The following is an 18,598-nucleotide window of genomic DNA, read 5'->3' on the forward strand; positions in this document are numbered from 1 at the left end:
GCGAGAAGTTCCTACGATTCCGCGACAACCATCTTCCTTTCCAGACGACCCCAATCTTAGTGGGGGCACTGTCCGGAAGGCTCGGGGCGGCTCACTGTCCAAGCTGGGAGAGAACGACGCGGCATGGATCGCGGCAGATCGAGCCGCGTTCATCGCCGAATCACTCGATTGGCCATTGGCCGTCGCCGCCAGCCTGTTTCGAATGGCGCACGTCTTCCTGAGCTTGCGCCAGACGACGCAGGCGTATCAGGTCGGATCAACAGCCGGCCAGGCTCTGGAGTCACGCATTCGCACCGACCCCTCAGCCGAGGCCCTGTCGCTCTACGGCGCCTTTAAGCTCGTGTTGGCCATTGCAGCAGTCCCGGGACAATGAGCGAGCCCAGGCGCACAAGCACCTCAACGCCGCCCGTGAAACCGCCGAACGGATCGGCGAAGATCGCAACGATTACGGCACCGAGTTCGGCCCTACCAACGTCGCAATTCACGCCGTAGCCATCGCCGTGGAGCTGGGGGACGGCGGACAGGCCCTTGACCTCGCCCAAGGCGTGGACACATCGCACATGTCCCCCGAGCGGCAAGCGCGGTTCCTCATCGACCTGGCACAGGCCCAAGCCATGCGCCGCCAGATCGGCGAAGCCCTCCACTCCCTCGAAGAGGCCGAACGTCTTACCCCCGAGCAAACCCGCACGCACAACGTCGCCCGGGACGTCGCTCGCGACCTCATCCAACTATCGGGTGGCCGCCCCCGTCCGGAACTTCGGGACCTAGCGGAACGGTTCGGCGTCCTGCCCTGAGCTAGGTGTCCTGCTTCTGTTGATGCTTGACACTGCAGCCTCGGTTGATGATTGACATGATCAATCCAGAGTCGCGCCGGGGGTGCGACTCGCGGCAGATGTGCGCGCCCGCGACAGGCCGGCGGAACGTCTGCCGTGGCCGCACGCTCAGATCTGCGTTCTCGCCTGCTCGATGTGCCGCACGATGGCGTGAGCACCATGCGCGCTTGCGATGGCGTGCGCCTCGTCGAGTGTTGCAAACGCGTCCGCGTGGCGCTCCTGGGCGGCGGCGATGTAGGCCAGCCCGATCATGTTGGAGGCCACGCCCGGCAGGGCCCCGACCTCCCGGCGCAGCCGGGATGACTCCTCCAGCCGCTCGCGCGCCTCATCCAGCCGGCCAGCCGCGTGCGCTGCGATGCCTAAGTGCCGCAGCGCCTCGGATCGGGTCGGCTTGTCGCCGGTCTGCGCTGCCAGCAGGCAGGACCGCTCGAGGTACGGAACCGCGGTCTCGTTGTCACGCCGGATGAACTGGTGGAGGCAACCGATCCAGAACAATGCCTCGGCCTCGCCGCGCGTGTCCCCCAGTGCCCGGTACAACTCGAGCGCGCGCTCAAACAACGGCAGTTCAGCGGGATCCTCGGCGGGCAACGAACCGGCGTCGGCGGGCGCGCTCTGAAACCGCGCATGCAGAATCAGCCCACGCGCCAACGCCGCATCGGCCTCGACCGCGTCCAGGCCCTGTTCGGCGTCGACCAGCGCGCTGGTATCGCCGCCGAACACTGCCCGCTCATAGACCTCTCTGGCCCGTTCGATCCGATCGTCGGTGCTCATCGCCGCGCCCCCGTTGGCATCGCCACTACCTGCTAGATCCGCCAGTCTAGTCGGGGCAAACCTGTCATGATCTGGATCGGCTGCGACGGATGCCTCCTCTTCCGGTCCGCCAGAACCTGAAAGGCACCTCGGCACCAAGCCGGTCGAGCTCCACATAGCCGAGCTGTCAGGTCGCCTCCGCAGAAGACATCCGCTCATCGGCTACTTGTTAACTGGCGGTACGACCGCAGCCCGGCCAGGCTTGGTCGAGGTGACCGGCGGGGTAGCTCTCACATGCGGCTGCCCACCGCGGTTTGGTGTGGCTCACTCATGGCATGCACCCACCTATTTCCAGGAGTTCGACATGATCAATTGGGACCGCCTCAGCGGCTCCCATCAGCTCGGCCAGCCGGTCAGACACCAGCTGCTCAGGGGGCTGACGCCCAGGCCCCTTGAACCATCGGTCTTGTCCCTCCTGCGAAATAGGATCAGGGGCATGAGTGACACTGAGACGACCGGCAACGCGTGGTGGGATCTTTCCGAGGAATCTCGCAAGAACTACCTGGAGACCGCGCAGAACATGAGCTTCCACGAGTTCATGGAGAACAACCCGGACATCTCCGAGGACATCGCCACGGAGATGTACCCGGACGTTGACTTCACCCGGCCCGGCGACCCGCTGCCCTAGCCCTCCTGTCCGAAGATCTTGCGGCGCATCTCGGCGCCGCGACGGGCCTCCTCCTCCGGGAGATGTCCGGGCAGGTGGACCGATCCAGTCTTCGTCGAAGCGATCGCCATGCTCAAGGCCTGGTTCGACAAGGGCTGGTTCGGCGGCAGCACGGATCGCTACTTCACCAACAAGTTCGCGAACGTGTACGGGGGGCTGGCCAAGGGAGAGGTTGCCCTGATGTTCAACGGATCGTGGACATTCAGCGAGATCGCACCGTACTTCGGCAAGGAGGCGGGCAACGACGCGACCTGGGACTGGGCGCCCCTGCCGTCCATGAACAGCGGCGTGGCCGCAGGGGTGCAGCCGCTGTCGGTCGGCGGCGCCTACTCCATCAACAAGGACTGCAGGCACCCCGACCAGGCCGCCGCAGTGCTCGACTACTTCGCCGGCGACCCAGACCGGCAGCTGGCGTCGCTGGCCGCGACCGGCGTGGCACCCTCGCCGGTCAAGGTGGCCGAGAAGGACTTCCCCGCCGACGTCGACCCCCGGGTCAAGCGCCAGTACCTGCAGCTCAGCGCGGGCGAGAACTTCGGCTACACGACCTGGACCTTCTGGCCCCCCAAGTCGGACACCTACATCTACGAGCAGGTGGAGAAGGTGCTCACCGGCCAGCTCAGCCCGCAGGACTACTGCGCGGGCCTCGACAAGCTGTTCCAGGAGGAGCTGCAGGCCGGCAAGCGGCCGCCCGTGCCCGCCCCGAGAGGAGCGTGACCCATGGGCGTCCTGCAGATGGACCGGACCGCGGCACAGTCCGTACAGCCCCGCCGCGGGGCCGGCCGCCCCAAGCTGCGCCGCACCGCCATCGGCTTCGCCTTCATGGCGCCGCTGCTCGTGGTGAACCTCATCGTCATCGCCGTGCCCGGCGCCCTGTCGGTCTGGTACTCCTTCACCGACTGGACCGGGCTCGGCCCGGCCCACTTCGTCGGCTTGGGCAACTACCGGCACCTGCTCGGCGACCCCGAGTTCCACACCGCGCTTTTGCACAACCTCGCCTGGACGGCGTACTTCCTCGCGGTGCCCATGGCGATGGGCCTGTTCGGAGCCTTTCTGCTCTCCCGCATCAAGCGCTTCCAGATGCTGTTCCGCGTCGCCTACTTCATCCCGTACGTCGTCGCGACGGTCGTCTCCGGCTCGATCTGGGAGAGCCTGCTCAGCCCCGACCAGGGCATCGGCGACGGGCTCGCGAACCTGGGGCTGCCCTGGCTGAAGAACATCAACTTCCTCGGCGACCCGCACCTGGCCCTCGGCACGGTCGCGTTCGTCAACACCTGGCAGTGGTGGGGCTTCCTCGTCGTGATCTTCCTCGCCTCGATGCAGGCGGTCAACCCGTCCCTGTACGAGGCGGCCCGCCTCGACGGCGCGAACACCTGGCAGGAGTTCTGGCACATCACGCTGCCCGGCATCCGGCCGACCGTGATGTTCCTCGGCCTGATGACCGTCATCTGGTCGTTCCTCGTCTTCGACTACATCTACATCCTCACCCAGGGCGGCCCGGCAGGCTCCACCGACGTGCTTGGCACCCTGCTCTACCGCAACGCCTTCGCCAACCAGCAAGCCGGCTACGCCGCGTCGATCGGCGTCGTCATGGCCCTGATCAGCGTGATCTCGGTCTCTGGCTTCCTCTACCTGCGCCGCCGGGGGTGGGACATTTGAGCACCTTGTCCGCCAAACGCGTCCGGAGGATGTCGCTCGGACGATACGCGATGTACGGCGTCCTGCTGCTGCTCGCGCTCTACGCCATCGGCCCGATGGTGCTGTTCGCCTTCAACGCGCTGAAGACCCAGCCGGGGCTCGCCGCCTCTCCGCTCGGCCTCCCGACGCACCCGCAGTGGCACAACTTCGTCGACGCGTGGCAGCAGGCCAACATGGGTGCCGGGCTGCGCAACAGCGCCGTGCTGGTGATCGCCACCGCGCTCGGCGTGTGTGTGATCTCCGGCTGCGCGGCCTACGCCATGAGCCGGCTGCGCGTGCCCGGCAGCAACTTCTTCATCTTCTACCTGCTGGTCACCACGGCACTGCCGATCCAGCTCTTCCTGGTCCCGCTGTTCTACCTGTGGACCAAGCTCGGGCTCTACGACAACCTGTTCGGCCTGATCGTCATCTACTGGGCCATCTTCAGCCCCTTCGCCACCCTGCTCATCCGCTCATTCATGGTCGGCGTTCCCAAGGCATACGAGGAGGCCGCCCGGATCGACGGGGCGGGCGAATGGCGGGTGCTCACCCGGGTGGTCCTGCCGATGGTCTGGCCGGGCTTCCTGACGGCCGCCCTCGTCGCCGGCCTCTCGGCCTACAACGAGTTCATGCTTGCGGTGACCTTCATCCAGAGCAGCGACAAGATGCCCGTCTCCACCGCGTTCTTCTCCTTCAAGTCCGGCTACACACAGGACTACACGCTCGTCAGCGCCGGCGGCCTGATCATGGTCATCCCGGTCCTGATCGCCTTCCTCCTGCTCCAGCGCCGCTTCGTCGAGGGCTACACCTCATCCGGCATGACGGGCTGACCGCGGCCTCTCGTTCCATCACTCAATGCCCAACCCACCCCCCATTTCGCTGTGCTTTCGAATGCGCAGCGGCACTCTCCAAGATGAGGAGAACGGCATGGCACATCCCAGGTTCAGGACCGCTCTCACCGGAGCACTCGGCCTCACCCTGGCGCTCCCCCTGACACTCGCCCCGAGCGTGACCTCGGCCGCGGCCACCACCCCTGCCACGGCGGTGGCGCACCCCGACAAGCTCCGCCATAGCAGCGACTTCCAGAACCTCAACGGGTTCATGTGGTACTACAGCACGTATTTCGGCTACAAGTACGCGGACATCGAGAAGGATCTCGACAACCTGAAGCGCCGCGGAATTCGGGTGCTCGGCTTCTTCAACCCGTACAACGGCGACAAGGACACCTGCGACGGCTGCTCCCCTCTCGACTTCTACTCCGTCCCGCCGCAGAACGGCACGATCGAGGACTGGAGGCACCTCGTCGCCGCGGCGCACCGCAAGGGGATGAAGGTGGTCGCCTATTTCGTCAACATCTACATGGACGAGAAGTCGGGGTACTTCAGGACCGCCGAGAGGCAGTACGCGGCGGGCGACCGCACTTCCCGTGAGGTCAGCTCCTTCCACTGGACCACGGACCCGTCCGAGCCTCTTCCCACGCTGCGGATGGGACCTCCCTCGGAGAGTTCGTGGGCGTACAGCAGTACGGCCGGCGCCTACTACTGGAGGCTGTGGTTCGGTCCGGGATTCGACTACGACCTGCCCACCAACAGGGCCGAAGTGGAGCGGATCGAGAAGTTCTGGCTGGACACAGGCCTCGACGGCTTCATGTGGGACGTGGGCCGGACGGACTCGCGCTGGCAGCCCTTCGCGGTCAACATCCCCAAGACCTACACCACCAACGACAAATGGCTGACCTTCGAGCGCTCCAGCTCAGCCAACGCCGCCGACTACCAGCAATTCGGGATCAACTCCTGGTTCAACTACGCGGACGACGACACCGATAACGACTACACCCGGATCGTGGACGGCAGCATCGACGCGAACAGACTCGAAGCCGCGCTGAGCAACACCGACACCGCCCGCAACGCGGGGTCCACCACGTACGCGTGGAGCATCTGGGGTGACGATCCGGAGACCAACCTGATCCCGCACACCTACCCGACGTATCCCAAGGACGACGTCATGAGGGTGCAGGAGGCCGCACTCCTCGCGGGCTCAGGAATCCTCTATGGCTCGGGCATGTACGACCAGTACATCCGGTGGTCCCCCAAGCTCAAGGCCAACTGGGACAGGGTGCTGGAAACCGTCAACACCAACAAGGCGCTGCTCCCGTCGGCCAGCCGCACGCGCGTTCCCGCCGGGGCTGACCCGAAGGTCTATGCCATGCGCCGGACGAGCGAGGACGGCAAGCAGACGGCACTGCTCGTTTACAACTTCAACAGCAGCCCGACGAAGGTGACCGTGGACCTGACAGGCACAGGCATCGACACCGCGCAGATGCCGAAGGACCTGTACGACGGAGGCAAGGGCCCCGTCATCAAGGGGGCTCAGTACACCGTCAGCTTGCCGGCCTACGGATTCAAGATCCTCGACGTGGCGACTCGTTAGTCTCCGAGCACACCACACGAATCCAGGGCGGGGCGGTGCACACGACCGCCCCGCCCACGCCACGGCACCGTTCTTCCTGGCTTCCCGCCTCTTCGTCGCGGCTTGACGGCTCGCTCGCGGGTCCGTCCAGGGTCCGTGTCTCCGCCCGGGATCGAGGAAGACCCCGACGACCCCGATTACTGTCTACTCTTCGAGCACCACCCCGGACCCCATCACTTCTAGCGGTCGCCGCGTGCGCGCTCGACGCCGCAACACCCTGGTTACCTGGCCCGAGGCCGTCGACGATCGTCTCGAGCGGGTCCTTGCCGCCGGACTGGCGGCCGGCGAGAACGTGAGTCGCTCACAATTACTTGCTGCCCTAGTGGTCAACGCCGAACTCTCCCCCGAGCACGTCGCCGCCCTGATACAGGTATATCGCAGGATGAGCACGGACGCCCTGGACGACACCCGGGGCTCCAGCGCTGCCGACGACTGGCCGGAGCTAGCAAGACCGCCCGATCGTCTAGGACGGAATCACATTCCGCTTCGTCGATCGGGACGGGTCTTCTGCAGGCAGCCGGGTGTGTCCAGAGAGAGACAGAGCCTAATTCATGACACACCCGCGGCCGACGGCGTCATCCCGTGCGCGGCCGCAGTGGTGCCGAGCACCCGAGGTCGCCCTGGACCTCATCCGCTGCAGGCGCTGATCGATGAACGGCTCTATCTCCCTTGGTGTCCGCTCAGCTTCGCGAAGGATGTGCCTGGGCGTGCGTTCAGCAAGCAGAGGTTCAGCCTCGCAGACAACGCGAAGCAGGACATCTCTGATGGAGCGGTTCGGCGTCAGGTGAGGGGTTTGGTGTCGGCGGGGAGGTCGAAGGTTAGGCCGCTGGAGCCTTCGCCGCGGCCGGTGCCGCGGCGGGCGCTGAGCCAGACGGCGACGCGGCCGTTGCCCCAGCGGGTGCGGTTGTAGGCGACGGTGACCTTGGTGCCGGTCTGCGGGACCTCCTCTTCGTTGAGGAAGTACGAGCGTTGCGGGGCGGCGTCCAGGCCCTCGCGGAGGATCGTGGTGCGGGGGCGGACGGGCTTGGTGTCGATCTCGCTGGGCATGGCGGCGCGCTGGAGCTGGATCTTGCGGCTGTCGCCGGGGACGTGCACGGGGATGAACGGGATCCAGTGGCCGGGGACCGAGGTCATGGCCAGGTAGGCGATGGGGGCCAGCGGGGCGGTGGGGGGCGTGGGCGGGAACAGGCGGCGGCGCTGGGCGAGGATCTCGGCGGCGACCTCGCTGCCGCTGCGGCCCGGGCCGGTGGGCAGCCGTACGGTCTGCTCGATGCCCCAGACCATGTTGGCGTTCTCGTCGCGGATGAGGTCGACCTCTTCCAGGACGGGTCCGTCGGCGACCTTGGGGACGGTGGGGGCGAGGAACAGGCCTGTGTCGGCGGGGACGGCGTCTGAGCCGATGGTGTCCAGGGTGAACATGGACCAGCGCTGCCAGTCGTTGTCGGCCCCTGCCCCGGCGGGCGTGATCCACAGGCGCTGGCCGAAGACGTCGGTGACGGCCAGGCCGCGCAGCGAGGCCAGCGTCCCGGTGGGCAGGTCGCACGGCAGGTGGAACCAGTCGTTGCTGTAGACGAGGGCGAACTCCAGGACGACCAGGCGGGCCATGTCGGTGCGGTCCGGGCGGACGGCGGCGAAGTTGGTCTTGCCGTCCTCCACCGCCCACCAGCGCGGCAGCGGCATGCCGGAGTAGCGCACCGGGGCCGGGAAGACCGTGCGGTTGATCGGGGCGGGCGGTGCGGCGGCCCCGCCCACCTGGGTGCCGGGGTCGATGGAGAAGGCATGCCAGTCGAGCTCGCCGCCCGGGTACTCCTGCGCGGTCAGCACCTTCTCCGCGCCCCCCGGCTGCCCCGCGGCGACCGAGAACCGGTGCTCCAGGCGGCGCGGATCCCAGGTGGCGTCGCCGGCGGGCTGATCGATCAGGCCGTCGAACCAGCCGACCAGCCGGGTGCCCAGCTCGTTGATCAGCGTGCGGTGCGGTGGCGCGACATGGTCGATGCCGTCGGCGGCCTCATGTCCCGCCTTGATGTGAAGGTACAGCTCGTACCCGTCCATCCGGCGGCCGGCGACGGCCTGCAGCGTGGACCAGACCTCGGGGTGGGCCACGCGCGGGGTGTCGGCGTCGCTGGCCGGGGACGGCAGTGCGATGGGATACAGCTCGACGAAGTCCTGCCGATGGTGGCGGATGGGCGGGTGCAGGCTCATCAGCTTGAGCCAGCGGCGGCCGATGGCAAGACGCAGATCGTACGAGATCCGCTCCGGCCCGAAGGCGAACGGCAGCGCCCGGCGTTCAGCGACGTCCTCCAACGGACGGTCAGCGGGCAGGTTCTCAGCCGAGCCGCCCAACGCGGACTGGAACCGGCTCGGAACCGCCATCCCCACCGAGTACATGGCGGTGACCGGCGTCCCGGCGTCGGAGCCGCGGAACTCGCCGAGCTGCCACTGCCGGGTGAGCAGCCACAGCGCGTCCCGCACCTCCACGCGTAAGGCCCGCTCGAAGTCCGCCGTGCGGGGACGTCCCTCCAGCCGGTTCCACAGGCCGACGGTCGGGTGCTCCCGCTCCGCCAGGGCCTTCGGCAGGTTCTCGATGCGCTCTGTCATGGGTTCTTCCCGCGCAGATTGTTGGTCGCGAAGTCGGTGCTGATGGTGATCGGCTTGCTGGCGGCCGACACCAGCGTGGCGGGCAGCAGGTGGGCGTAGGCGGTCTCGTCCAGGTGCGCGGGCTCGACGGCGCGGGCCTTCATCAGGTCGTACGTCTCGTGCAGCGCCGCCACCAGGTCGTCGGCGTTCCACGTCCCGGTACGGGTGGGCGGGGTGACCAGCAGCATGGCCTGCGGCGGCTCGGAGTCGGGCTTGTCATAGTGCAGCGCGATCCCGGTCGTCTCCTTCTGCGCCGGGATGACCTCGGTCCACTCGTCCAGCAGCAGGCCGCAGAAGTCGTCGGTCGGCGGTGTGGGCTTGGCGGCGTAGTGCGCGGTGAACAGCAGCCGGTCCTCATCCAGCGTCGTGCCCGGCGCGAACTCCATGGCCAGCCAGTGGTCGTCGGTCCGGTACGGCAGCTGGATCGGCACCAGCTGCGGCTCCTCGAAACCGGGCAGATGGCCGAGCAGTCCCCCGTCACCGCGCAGCGCGTCGCTCAGGATCGCCACCTGCTCCCACAGCCGCGGCTTCTCCCTGACCCGGGCGATGCCGTGCAGCCAGTCGTCCACCGGGAAGTCGCGCCCCGCGTCCTCCAGGTGCTCGATCAGGCCGCCGCTGTCGTCGCGGGCCTTCTTCCAGTCCGAAGCGAGCGCGGCTGACGGGGTGTACTCCGGTACGGCCAGAACATCCTCGCCGAGCAGCGCCTTGAGGGTGTCGAGCGCGGCCTCCACCCGGTCGGGCCCGGTCACCGCCGCGTCGTGCTCGGTCAGCGCCGCGTCGGCTGCGGTCAGCCGCTCGGCGATCTCGGCTTGCAGCGCCCGTGCCCGGTCCAGCAGTTCCTTCCCGTACGCGACGATCACGTCCTCGTACGGGGTCAGCGTCAGCCCGGCCGGGTCCAAGCCGGTCAGCGGCAGCAGCGCGGCGACCTCGGCCAGCAGCCCGCTCAGCGTCTTCTGGCCGGTGTCGGCGACCTCGCGCAAATCCTGCAGCTTGTTCTGGAACGCCTGCCGCCGGTTGTTGATGATCGAGCGCAGCTGCTGGGGTGTGTTCGGGCGCGGCGTGGTCGGCGTGGTGGTCAGCAGCCGCTCGATCTGCTGCAGCAGCCGGAACCGCTCCGGGGTCGCGGTGGCCGCAGGGAGCGCGTCGTAAGCGGCGATGAGCGCGTTGGCGTCGGCCAGCGCCTTGGCCATCCGGTCGGCGACCTCGTCGACGGCCGCGAGCACCTCGGTGTAGCGGTCCCGCCGCCACCCGGCGGCCTCGCCCCAGCCGCTGCGCACCATGCCGAACCCGCCCGTCGTCACGATCAGATCCCCGTACCGGCGCAGGAACGTGTCGATGCCGCTGATCACCTCGCTGCGCCGGACCGGCGCAGGCGGCTCGGGGAACAGCGGCCCGAGGTCGTTCAGGTAGCCGGTGACGGCCGTGCGCAGCGCCACCAGCGCGTCCCGCACCGCCACCAGCCGTTCGCGAGGCAGCGTCACGGCCGCGTCGGCGGAGCGGTCGATTGGGGCGTCCCCAGCGGCCGGGATCAGGTCGGTGGGCCGCACCGGCCGGGACGTGGTCAGCAGCGACCGCAGAGCGGCGATCAGTGGCGACAGCTCGAAGAACGTCACCTTGCCGGTGATGCGCTTGGTGTGCTCGATCACCAGCCGCGCGTCCGGACGTGGCTGGTCGCGGGTGGCGACCACGCCGATGATCCGGTCGTCCAGATCGGTCATCGACGCCTCGCTCGCGGGCCGTACCGCCCACAGCAGGTCGATCGGCCGCAGCCGCAGGTCCCGCTGGGTGACCACGCTGCTGCGGGCCACCCCGTTGACCGGGTCGGTCCAGGTGACCAGCGCGGCCACGTCCCGCTGGTCGGGCAGCAGCGTGGGCAGCCAGTCGTCCACGGCGGGCTCGGCCTTGGCGCGCGGGCCTTCGCCTTGTACGGACGGTGCGCTGTGGCCCGGCCGGATGCCCGGCGTCAGCTGCAGAGCCATCCGGTGGGTCAAGGTGGTGCCGCTGCGCGGTGTCCGGACCACCTCGGGTTCGGGTGCGACGCCTTCCTTCGCGTAGGCGTCGAGGGTCGTCGTCGCCCGCTCGGGATTGCCTGCGAGCGCCTGGTGCGTGCTCTCGGCCACCGCCAGGTCGGCCAGCGCGTCGTGGATGTCGAGGAGCCGGTGCACCTCCTCGTTGATGGCCTTGCGCTGGTTGGTGTCGGGGTCCGGGAGCCCCTGGGCGCCGAACGGGTAGACGTCCGCGCCGGGCACCTGGGTCACCCGCCGCACGAGTTCGAGGCCGTCGATGACGTTGCGGGCCTCGACCAGCTCGACGGCGGTGCCCGGGGCCGGCTTGGTCTCCTCGATCCGCCCGGCCCGCAGCGGGAAGGCCCCGCGCAGCGCGGTGATGAACGAGTCCAGCTCGGCATCCGGATACCGGTCGTGCAGGGCCCGTTCGAGCCGGTAGCCGAGCAGGGCGCCCTGTGACTGTCCCTGCCGCAGCCCGTCCAGCAAGGTCAGCGCCACCCGGACCCGTTCGGAACTCAGGTTGACGGCGAACATGTGTCGGTCGGCGGGACTGGCGTTGGCGATGTATCCGGCGCGGAGGACCGCGGCGGTGGTGGCCTGCGCTGGCGAGGGAGCGTGGATGTAACCGCCGTTGGCCTTGTCGTGCATCAGCGGCTGCGCGCCCGGCGGGTTGAACAGCTGCCCGAGGTCGCCGGTCAGCTCGACCTGCGTCATGCCGGGGCGCGGCTTGGGCCGTACCTCCTCCAGCCAGCCGTACGCACCGAGGTGGATGCCGCGCCGGGCCGGTCCCGTGCCGGACGACCCGTACCGCAGCTCCGCGAGCCGCTCGTTGACCAGCCCCAAGCGCCAAGCGTCGAGCCGGTAGGTCGCGCAGTCCAGGTGCTCGGTCAGCACCCGTTCCAGCCGGGCGGTCGGCAGCCCGGCCAGGTGTTTCAGCACGTCGATCTGTTCGGCGAGCTGCGCGGTGGCCGGGCTCTGCCTGATGACCTCGGGGATGAAGCTCGCCACCAGCCGGTCTGGGCTGCCGGTGATGGCCCGGTCCGGCGAGTACAGCTGGCGGAACCGGCTCTCGCTCTCCACTGGGGGTGCGCCGGGCCGGTTGGGCCGTACGTGGACGAACAGCGGATCGCGCGCGGGTGGCACCGTGCTCCCGGCTGCGGCGGCCAGGCGGCGGGCGGCGTCCTCCCAGGCGAGCAGGACCGCGTGCCGCGCCAGCAGATACAGCAGCGCCGCAGGCGGCTTGTCGCCTTTGAAGCCCAGTTCGAGCCGGATGGTCTCCAGGTCGTGCTCGGCGTGCTGGGCGAGCCAGTGCAGGTAGTTGCCGCCGTCGGGAAGGTACGCGCGGATGTGGTCGGTCTCCGACAGCGGCCGGTCATCGACCAGCGGCCCGAGCAGCGGGTACTGGTCGCCCACGAACAGCCGCCGGATCACCTCCGGGTCGGCTCCAGGCGGGATGGCGTAGCCGAGGCGGTTGAGCAGGGCACGGATCGGCTGCGGCATGTTGAGCTGGTCCAGCGCGGGGATGACGCGCGGGCCGCCGCTGTTGAGGTTCTCCCGGTTGAAGATGTCCTCGACGCTCTCCGCGTACCGCTGGTAGAACTCCGCCGACGTCGGATGCAGCGCCAGGATGTCCAGCAGCAGCTGGTGCGGGTCCCCGCCCTTGCCCAGGTAGCTGACCTTCGCGACGGCCTTCTGCCAGTCCCCCGCCGCGACGCTGAGCAGCTTGTACAGCGCGCGGCGGTGCGTCGCGCTTTCCGGGAAGGTCATCTTGGAGAAGGCGGTGGTGGGCAGGATGCCGTACGGCTGCCGCCCGATCTTGACCGCCGGGACCGGGCCGCGCCCCGACACGTACCGCACGAAGAACTCGCGCGTCTGGTCGACCGCCTGCTCGGACAGGATCGGATGCATCATGCCGCGCAGGTACGCGCCCCAGGTCGCGGGCCACAGGGCGATGTTGGCCGCGCGGGCGTCACGCTGGTCGGTGCCGTCGGCGTTGGGCATGCCGGTCAGCACGGCCGGGTCGATGCCGAGCAGGTCGGCCAGCCACTGCCCGTCGGTCCGGGTCCGCCAGTCGTCAGGCGCGTCCGCCGCCGCGAACCCGAACGCGGTGCGCAGCGCGGCCTCGGCTTCGGCGCGGCGGTCCTGGCCGGCGGGGGCGGCCTCGCTGTTGTTGGTTGGGGTGCCCTGCGGCAGCAGCCCGTACCCGGACGGGCTGCGCAGCTGCCGGGTGATGAGGTCGGCCAGTTGGACGGCCGTCTGCTCGGGGCCGGACCGCTCCCGCAGCCCGAACACCACTAGCCGGTCCAGGCCGTTGCGGATCTGCGGGGTGAGTGGGATGCGCAGGCCCATGCCGAGCGTCACCGCCCGCCCGAAGTCGGTCAGCCACTGTAGCTCGTCGGGCACCCGCAGCGCGCCGGTCTGCTCGTCCACCTTGAGCTGCTTGTCGGTGTCGGCCTCGGGGTCGGGGCTGACCGCGAGCGCGTCGGGCACCGCCTCGCCGGTCGCTGTCAGTATCCGCTCGCCGCCCACGTATCCGAGCACGGTGAAGCGGTCCGGCAGGAGCCTGGCCTTCGCCGCCTGGGTCCACGACTGCTCGGCCAGGCTTCCCGCAGCCGGTGGCGGCAGCACGAGGAACGCGACCATCACCGCGTCGCCGACAGCGGTAGGCGCGGCGTCGATGCCCACCGGGCGCCGGGACCGGATTGTGTCCGCACGGCCGGCCCCGACGTCGGCGCGCAGCGCGGTGTCGGCGGCGCGCAGCTTGGCCCGGTCGCCGTGCGCGCGCCACACCGCCGTCCAGTACGTGACGGTCGGTTGCCGGTCGGCGGCCGGTACGGCCTGGCCGGTCACGACCACCAGCACGGTCGCGGCCTCCGGCACCGTCGCGGGCCGATCGGCGGGGTTGACGGGGGTACGGGTCTGCAGCAGCCAGCTGGCCCGGCCGCCGGGCACCCGAGCGACCAGCTCCTGCCAGGCCGCCTGCTCGGCCACCGCGTTCCCGCCGGTCCGCCAGTGCGCCGTCCAGTACGCGTCCACCGCGGTGATCTCGGCGCGGGTCGGTTTGGGCTCGAACTTATCGGTGCACCACTCGTCCGGGAAGATCCGTACCAGCAGCTCGGTGGCGGTGAACCGGGTCTCCACCCGGACCGGGCCGAGCAGTACCGGGAAGTCGTCGCTGAGCGCGGTCACAGCAGCATCTCCTGAGCGTGGACGGCCATCAGCACCGGCGCCTGGAACAGCATGTAGGCCACGTCGGCCGAGCTCAGCCCGCCGTGCCAGACGGGCAGGAACGCGTCCTCCAGGTGCTGGTCGTTCTTCTCGGCGTCGGCGGCGGGGTCGTCGAAGTCCTTGAGCGGGACCTGCACGGTGCTCGCGTCGAGCCGGATGAACCCGGTCCCACCCGGGTCCACGTCGGCCCACGTCAGGTCGCTCCACACCTCGACCGGGGTGGGCGGGCCCTCGTCCGCGCCGAACCTGGGGTCGCCGGGACGTTCCTGGATCACGAAGAACCAGCCCGCCGCGCCAGTGGCGAAGTTGCCCTTGGCCTCGGCCGCCGTCAGGTCGAAGCCGAGCAGCGTCAGGTCGGGGTCCACCTTGGCCTCGTACAGCGGGAGCCTGATCTCCTCCAGCGTCGGGTGCGCCGGGTCGGCGAGCTTGACCGGGACCCGTTCCTGGGCCGGGTCCGGCGGTCCCGACTCGGGCTGCCAGCGGGCGCGGTGCGCGTAGATGGCGGCGTTCGGGTACTTCTTCAGCAGGTCGCCGCGGATGACCAGCACGAGGTCGTCAGCCTGCTCGCCGGTCTCCCGCGCGTCGTTCTCACCGAGCTTGGCGGCCTTGGGCCAGGTGTGCAGCGGCTGGATGTCGTACTGCTTCACGCCCCCGCGCGTGTCCCAGAACTGCCGGAAAGGCGAGCCGCGCTGGTCGGTGGGGTACTCGCGCCAGAGCAGCTCGCGGGCCATCTCGTGGTTGAGCCCGACGAGGTAGGACTCGATGAACTCCTGGTTGGTCTCCAGCAGCGTCACCGTGTTCTGCGGGATCAGCCCGAGGTTGGGGGCGAAGTAGTCCACCGACAGGTCCAGCAGCGCCTTGTACATCGGCAGGTCGATGACGGGATAGGCCATCGCCTCGATGAACCGCTCGGCGAACGACTGCAGCCGTTCGGGCAGGCCGACCAACGTCAGCAGGCTGGTGGGCACGGTCTTCTCGGCGCGCAGGCCGATCATCATCGCGTCGGTGGTGGCGCGGACGTTCAGCGGGTCGTCGCCGCCCTCGGTCTGGCCACCGACGCCCGCCGCGTGCCAGCCCCGGTAGATGTCGCGTAGCCCGTCCTTGAACCGCTTGGCCTCCTCGCTGTCGTCGCCGCCTTCGGAGGGGACGAACGTGTCGCCCGGCAAGGTGATCCGGAAGTTGGCGCTGTGCGGAAGCTGGTCGACCGGATCGGCTGGGTCGGCCTCGGTGGCGGCCGTGAGCCCGATCGGCGGTGGTGCTGGGTGCAGGACATCGTTCAGCTGCTTGGGCGTCACCACCGCGTCGGGAGTCTCCTTGGCGGCGGCCGCCGTCACGGGGTCGCCCGGGTCGTCCATCCGCGGGATCAGCGCGTCGGGCGGCTTGGTCTCGCTGAACGGCAGGTCGCGGATCAGCCGCCCCGGCCGCAGCATCCGCCGCATCGGCGGGGACAGCGGCGCGGCCGTCACGCGGCTGCGCGCCACGTGGAACCCGACCGCGACCCGCTCGCCCTCGACCGCCACCGCCCCGCGCAGGGCCCGATCACGCGTGGTCACCCGCGAGTTGGCGGGAGCGGTGAGTACGAGGGCCTTGCCGGACGGCACCGGCTCGTCGGCCAGCGTGATCGGTGCGGCGGCGGGCTCCACATGCTTGGCCTGCAGTACGGTCCCGACCTCGCGGGCGAGCTGGGCGGCGCGGATCTTGGCGTTGGCCGCCAGCACGTCGCCGGCCTGCGCCCAGGCGGCGACCATGAACTCCTCCTGCCGCTCCTGGACGACGCGGGTACCCAGGTGGGCGGCGACGCGGAAGCGCGGGTCCAGGTTGAGCCGGTGCACCCAGTTGCGGTCGGGCGTGATCGGGCTGCCGTCGCGCTTGGTCAGCAGCCGGTTCGCGGGGGCGTGCCAGCGCCCGTACAGCGGCGGGGTGATGATCGGATCGACCTCGCCCGCCACGTCCTGCACCCCGTAGGCGGCGTGCGCGGCGGCCGGGGTCTGGTCAAGGTAGGCATCGGCCAGGTTGATCAGTCCGGCGAGGGCCCTCTGGAACAGGTGCGGGTACGGCTCGTCCCACTTGTCGTAGACGTCGCCCTTGGGCCGGTTGGGCGACTGGAGTGCGCCGCCCAGCTTGAGCACGCCGTGCAGCTCCGCCGGGCCGGTGATGGGCGGCAGCCCGGGCCCGGCCGAGTTGTGCACGTCGAGGTCGCGGCGGCCGATGGCCGGGTCGGCGGGCCGGGGCTCCAGCAGCCGGACCAGGTACTCGAAGTCACCCGCGCTGCCGGTGCCGAAGAACCAGCGGTGGTAGTACGGCAACGTTGCGGGCTCGGGGCGGCCCGGGTAGTCGGGGCCCCAGCTGGAGTGCAGCGCGCCCGGCGCGGTGGCCGGGTCCAGGCCGAGCCCGGCCAGGCGGCCCGTCTCGAACGCGGGGACCAGGAACGCGTGGTAGCCGCTGTTGGGCATGAGCCGCCGCGGGCACATCAGCCGCGAGCACGCCAGGTCGGCGTTGGTGCTCAGCACCTGGCGCAGGGCGGCGAGCGCACCGGCGGGATCGTCGTTGGCGACCAGGCCGTCCAGCTCGCCGTTGACGTGCACGTGCGCCCACGCGCCGAGCTGGCCCGGCGGCGGCAGCGTCCCGGCCGGGTCCTTGACCTGGATCGACGGCAGCGGCCGCCCGGCGACCGCGCCCTCGGTGAACTCCGCGCCCGGGTCGCCCGCGGGCTCGGCCGCTCCGGCGAGCACGACGAGCGCCAGCCAGGGCAGCAGCCGCTTGTTGGCCCCGTCGGGCGGGGCCGGGCTGTAACTCCACGGCAGGCCCTCGTCGTAGAACTCGATGTGCGCCAGGTAGTTGGGCTCCACGTTGGTGATCCATGGACGCGGCTCCACCCGCGAGATCACCCGGGGATCGACCCCCACCACGTCGCCCGGCCCGTACAGCTGCACGGCCTTATCGACGTCGCGGGTGATCGTGTCGCCGGACACGCCGTCCCCGGTCAGCCGCAGCTTGACCGGGATGACGGCCCGGTCGGCGGTGCCCGGATCGGTCGTGATCCGGGTGCTGAGGCCGGTCCGCAGCCACGGCAGGAAGGAGTACGCGTTGCTCACGATGTCACCGGGCCGGTGCCGAAGATCTCGCTGGTGGCGGTGACCTCGGTGGCGCCGGAGTCGGCGGCGGCAGGGCCCGCGCGGGTGATGCCGCCGGTGACCAGCACCTTGCCGCCGGTCAGCGGGACGGCGGCGAACCCCCACCGGCCGGCCGCCAGACCGCCCGCCGGGCTCCAGTTCCGGGTGGCCGCGTCGAAGATCAGCGCGCTGGCGTAGCCGACGCCGTTGTCCGGGCTGTCGGTGCCGCCGACCACGAGCACCTTGCCCCCGCCCAGTGAGACCGACCGATGCAGGCCGCGCCCGGCGGGCATGTCCTGCACCGCGCTCCACGCGCCCGCGACGGGGTTGAACGTCTCGGCGGTGGCCCTGCTGAACGGGTCGAAGGTGCCGTTGCCCGGTGCGCCCGGAGGGCTGCCGCCACTGGCCAGGACGGTGCCGTCCGGGAGCAGCGTGGCCTGGTGCCCGCTGCGCGCCACCAGCAGGCTCCCGGTCGGCGTCCAGGTACCGCCGGTGCCCGAGGCCGGGTCATACAGCTCGCAGAAGGCCAGTGCCGCGTCGGTCTCGCGGGACACGGGCGCGCTGCCGCCGACCACTAGCACCTTGCCGGTGTTGAGCACGAGCGCCGGGTGGCCGCAGCGCGCGTCGGTCATCGCGGTGACCTCCGTCCATGCGCCGGTGTCCGGGTCGTAGACTTCGGCCGAGCGCAGCGCCTTGACCGACTGCCCGGACCGGGTGGTGCAGCCGCCCGCAACGAGCACCTTTTTGTCGGGCAGCAGCACCGCGCTGTGCCCCCACCGGCCGGTCTTCAGGCTGCCGGTCGCGGTCCAGGTGCCCTGCGTGGGGTCGAACACCTCGGCGGAGGCCAGTCCGGCGGACGGGAACGTCGCCGCCCCGGTGATGCCGCCGGTGACCAGCACCTTGCCGCTGCCCAGCAGGGTGACGGTGTGCAGCCGCCTGGCGGTGTGCAGCGCGGCGGCGGCCGTCCACGTCTTGGCGGCCGGGTCGTACAACGCCACCTGCCCCAGCGCGGCTCCGGCGGCGTCGGCTCCTCCGGCCACCAGGACCTTCCCGCTGGCGAGCACGACCGGGCCGTCGTGCTGGCCGGACCACACGCGTGCGGAGGGGAGGGCCCCGGTGCTCGTCCACTGTCCGGTAGCCGCCACGGTGGGACTGGTCATG

Annotated in this window: 11 protein-coding genes and 1 pseudogene; 7 read left to right on the forward strand and 5 right to left on the reverse strand. The window is 70.1% G+C overall.

The annotated features are described in order from the left end of the window. Both MYF83_RS35145 and MYF83_RS35150 read left to right on the forward strand, forming a co-directional pair. Nucleotides 1–373 (forward strand): annotated as a pseudogene (locus tag MYF83_RS35145) (hypothetical protein); the annotation flags it as partial. Beyond that, entirely contained in the window at nt 351–794 is a 444-nt protein-coding gene (locus tag MYF83_RS35150) for a hypothetical protein (protein WP_248965069.1), read from the forward strand. The pseudogene MYF83_RS35145 and the gene MYF83_RS35150, both read left to right, overlap by 23 nt. Nucleotides 795–941: 147 nt before the next feature. On the opposite strand, the gene MYF83_RS35155 is transcribed toward MYF83_RS35150, so the two are convergent. Beyond that, nucleotides 942–1,604 (reverse strand): tetratricopeptide repeat protein, encoded by a 663-nt coding sequence (locus MYF83_RS35155; protein WP_248965070.1) that lies wholly within the window; start codon nt 1,602–1,604, stop codon nt 942–944. A 475-nt stretch (nt 1,605–2,079) separates the two neighbouring features. Between MYF83_RS35155 and MYF83_RS35160 the strand changes: the two genes are divergently transcribed. The 5 genes from MYF83_RS35160 to MYF83_RS35180 all read left to right on the forward strand — a co-directional run bounded on the left by MYF83_RS35160 (nt 2,080) and on the right by MYF83_RS35180 (nt 6,414). Beyond that, nucleotides 2,080–2,271 carry a hypothetical protein gene (locus tag MYF83_RS35160; RefSeq protein ID WP_248965071.1) on the forward strand — a complete coding sequence of 64 codons (192 nt, stop codon included), beginning with the start codon at nt 2,080–2,082 and terminating at the stop codon, nt 2,269–2,271. 18 nt (nt 2,272–2,289) lie between these two features. Further along, a complete protein-coding gene (locus tag MYF83_RS35165) occupies nt 2,290–3,024 on the forward strand; it encodes an extracellular solute-binding protein (protein ID WP_279340503.1) in 735 nt (244 codons plus the stop codon). A gap of 3 nt (nt 3,025–3,027) precedes the next feature. Next, nucleotides 3,028–3,966, forward strand: a complete 939-nt coding sequence (locus MYF83_RS35170) for a carbohydrate ABC transporter permease (RefSeq protein WP_248965073.1) — start codon at nt 3,028–3,030, stop codon at nt 3,964–3,966. 29 nt (nt 3,967–3,995) lie between these two features. Beyond that, complete coding sequence (locus tag MYF83_RS35175) at nt 3,996–4,814, forward strand: carbohydrate ABC transporter permease (RefSeq protein ID WP_248965074.1); 819 nt, start codon at nt 3,996–3,998, stop codon at nt 4,812–4,814. A 97-nt stretch (nt 4,815–4,911) separates the two neighbouring features. After that, nucleotides 4,912–6,414, forward strand: coding sequence for an alpha-amylase family glycosyl hydrolase (locus tag MYF83_RS35180; RefSeq protein WP_248965075.1), 1,503 nt, complete (start codon nt 4,912–4,914; stop codon nt 6,412–6,414). An 819-nt stretch (nt 6,415–7,233) separates the two neighbouring features. On the opposite strand, the gene MYF83_RS35185 is transcribed toward MYF83_RS35180, so the two are convergent. Genes MYF83_RS35185 through MYF83_RS35200 form a run of 4 tightly spaced genes read right to left on the reverse strand, consistent with a single transcriptional unit; the run spans nt 7,234 to nt 18,597 of the window. Continuing rightward, complete coding sequence (locus MYF83_RS35185) at nt 7,234–9,051, reverse strand: hypothetical protein (protein ID WP_248965076.1); 1,818 nt, start codon at nt 9,049–9,051, stop codon at nt 7,234–7,236. After that, nucleotides 9,048–14,285, reverse strand: coding sequence for a hypothetical protein (locus MYF83_RS35190; RefSeq protein WP_248965077.1), 5,238 nt, complete (start codon nt 14,283–14,285; stop codon nt 9,048–9,050). Before MYF83_RS35190 ends, MYF83_RS35185 begins: the two co-directional genes overlap by 4 nt. Then, nucleotides 14,282–17,419, reverse strand: coding sequence for a hypothetical protein (locus MYF83_RS35195; RefSeq protein WP_248965078.1), 3,138 nt, complete (start codon nt 17,417–17,419; stop codon nt 14,282–14,284). Before MYF83_RS35195 ends, MYF83_RS35190 begins: the two co-directional genes overlap by 4 nt. Then, nucleotides 17,416–18,597, reverse strand: coding sequence for a Kelch repeat-containing protein (locus tag MYF83_RS35200; RefSeq protein WP_248965079.1), 1,182 nt, complete (start codon nt 18,595–18,597; stop codon nt 17,416–17,418). Before MYF83_RS35200 ends, MYF83_RS35195 begins: the two co-directional genes overlap by 4 nt. Nucleotide 18,598: the final 1 nt, after the last annotated feature.

It is taken from the genome of Sphaerisporangium perillae (assembly GCF_023276435.1).
GTDB lineage: Bacteria > Actinomycetota > Actinomycetes > Streptosporangiales > Streptosporangiaceae > Sphaerisporangium > Sphaerisporangium perillae.

What these genes read in the sequence shown, in the direction of transcription:
- MYF83_RS35155 (WP_248965070.1), bottom strand. Translation starts at nt 1,604, where the DNA reads ATGAGCACCGACGATCGGATCGAACGGGCCAGAGAGGTCTATGAGCGG.
- MYF83_RS35160 (WP_248965071.1), top strand. Translation starts at nt 2,080, where the DNA reads ATGAGTGACACTGAGACGACCGGCAACGCGTGGTGGGATCTTTCCGAG.
- MYF83_RS35170 (WP_248965073.1), top strand. Translation starts at nt 3,028, where the DNA reads ATGGGCGTCCTGCAGATGGACCGGACCGCGGCACAGTCCGTACAGCCC.
- MYF83_RS35175 (WP_248965074.1), top strand. Translation starts at nt 3,996, where the DNA reads ATGTCGCTCGGACGATACGCGATGTACGGCGTCCTGCTGCTGCTCGCG.
- MYF83_RS35180 (WP_248965075.1), top strand. Translation starts at nt 4,912, where the DNA reads ATGGCACATCCCAGGTTCAGGACCGCTCTCACCGGAGCACTCGGCCTC.
- MYF83_RS35185 (WP_248965076.1), bottom strand. Translation starts at nt 9,051, where the DNA reads ATGACAGAGCGCATCGAGAACCTGCCGAAGGCCCTGGCGGAGCGGGAG.
- MYF83_RS35200 (WP_248965079.1), bottom strand. Translation starts at nt 18,597, where the DNA reads ATGACCAGTCCCACCGTGGCGGCTACCGGACAGTGGACGAGCACCGGG.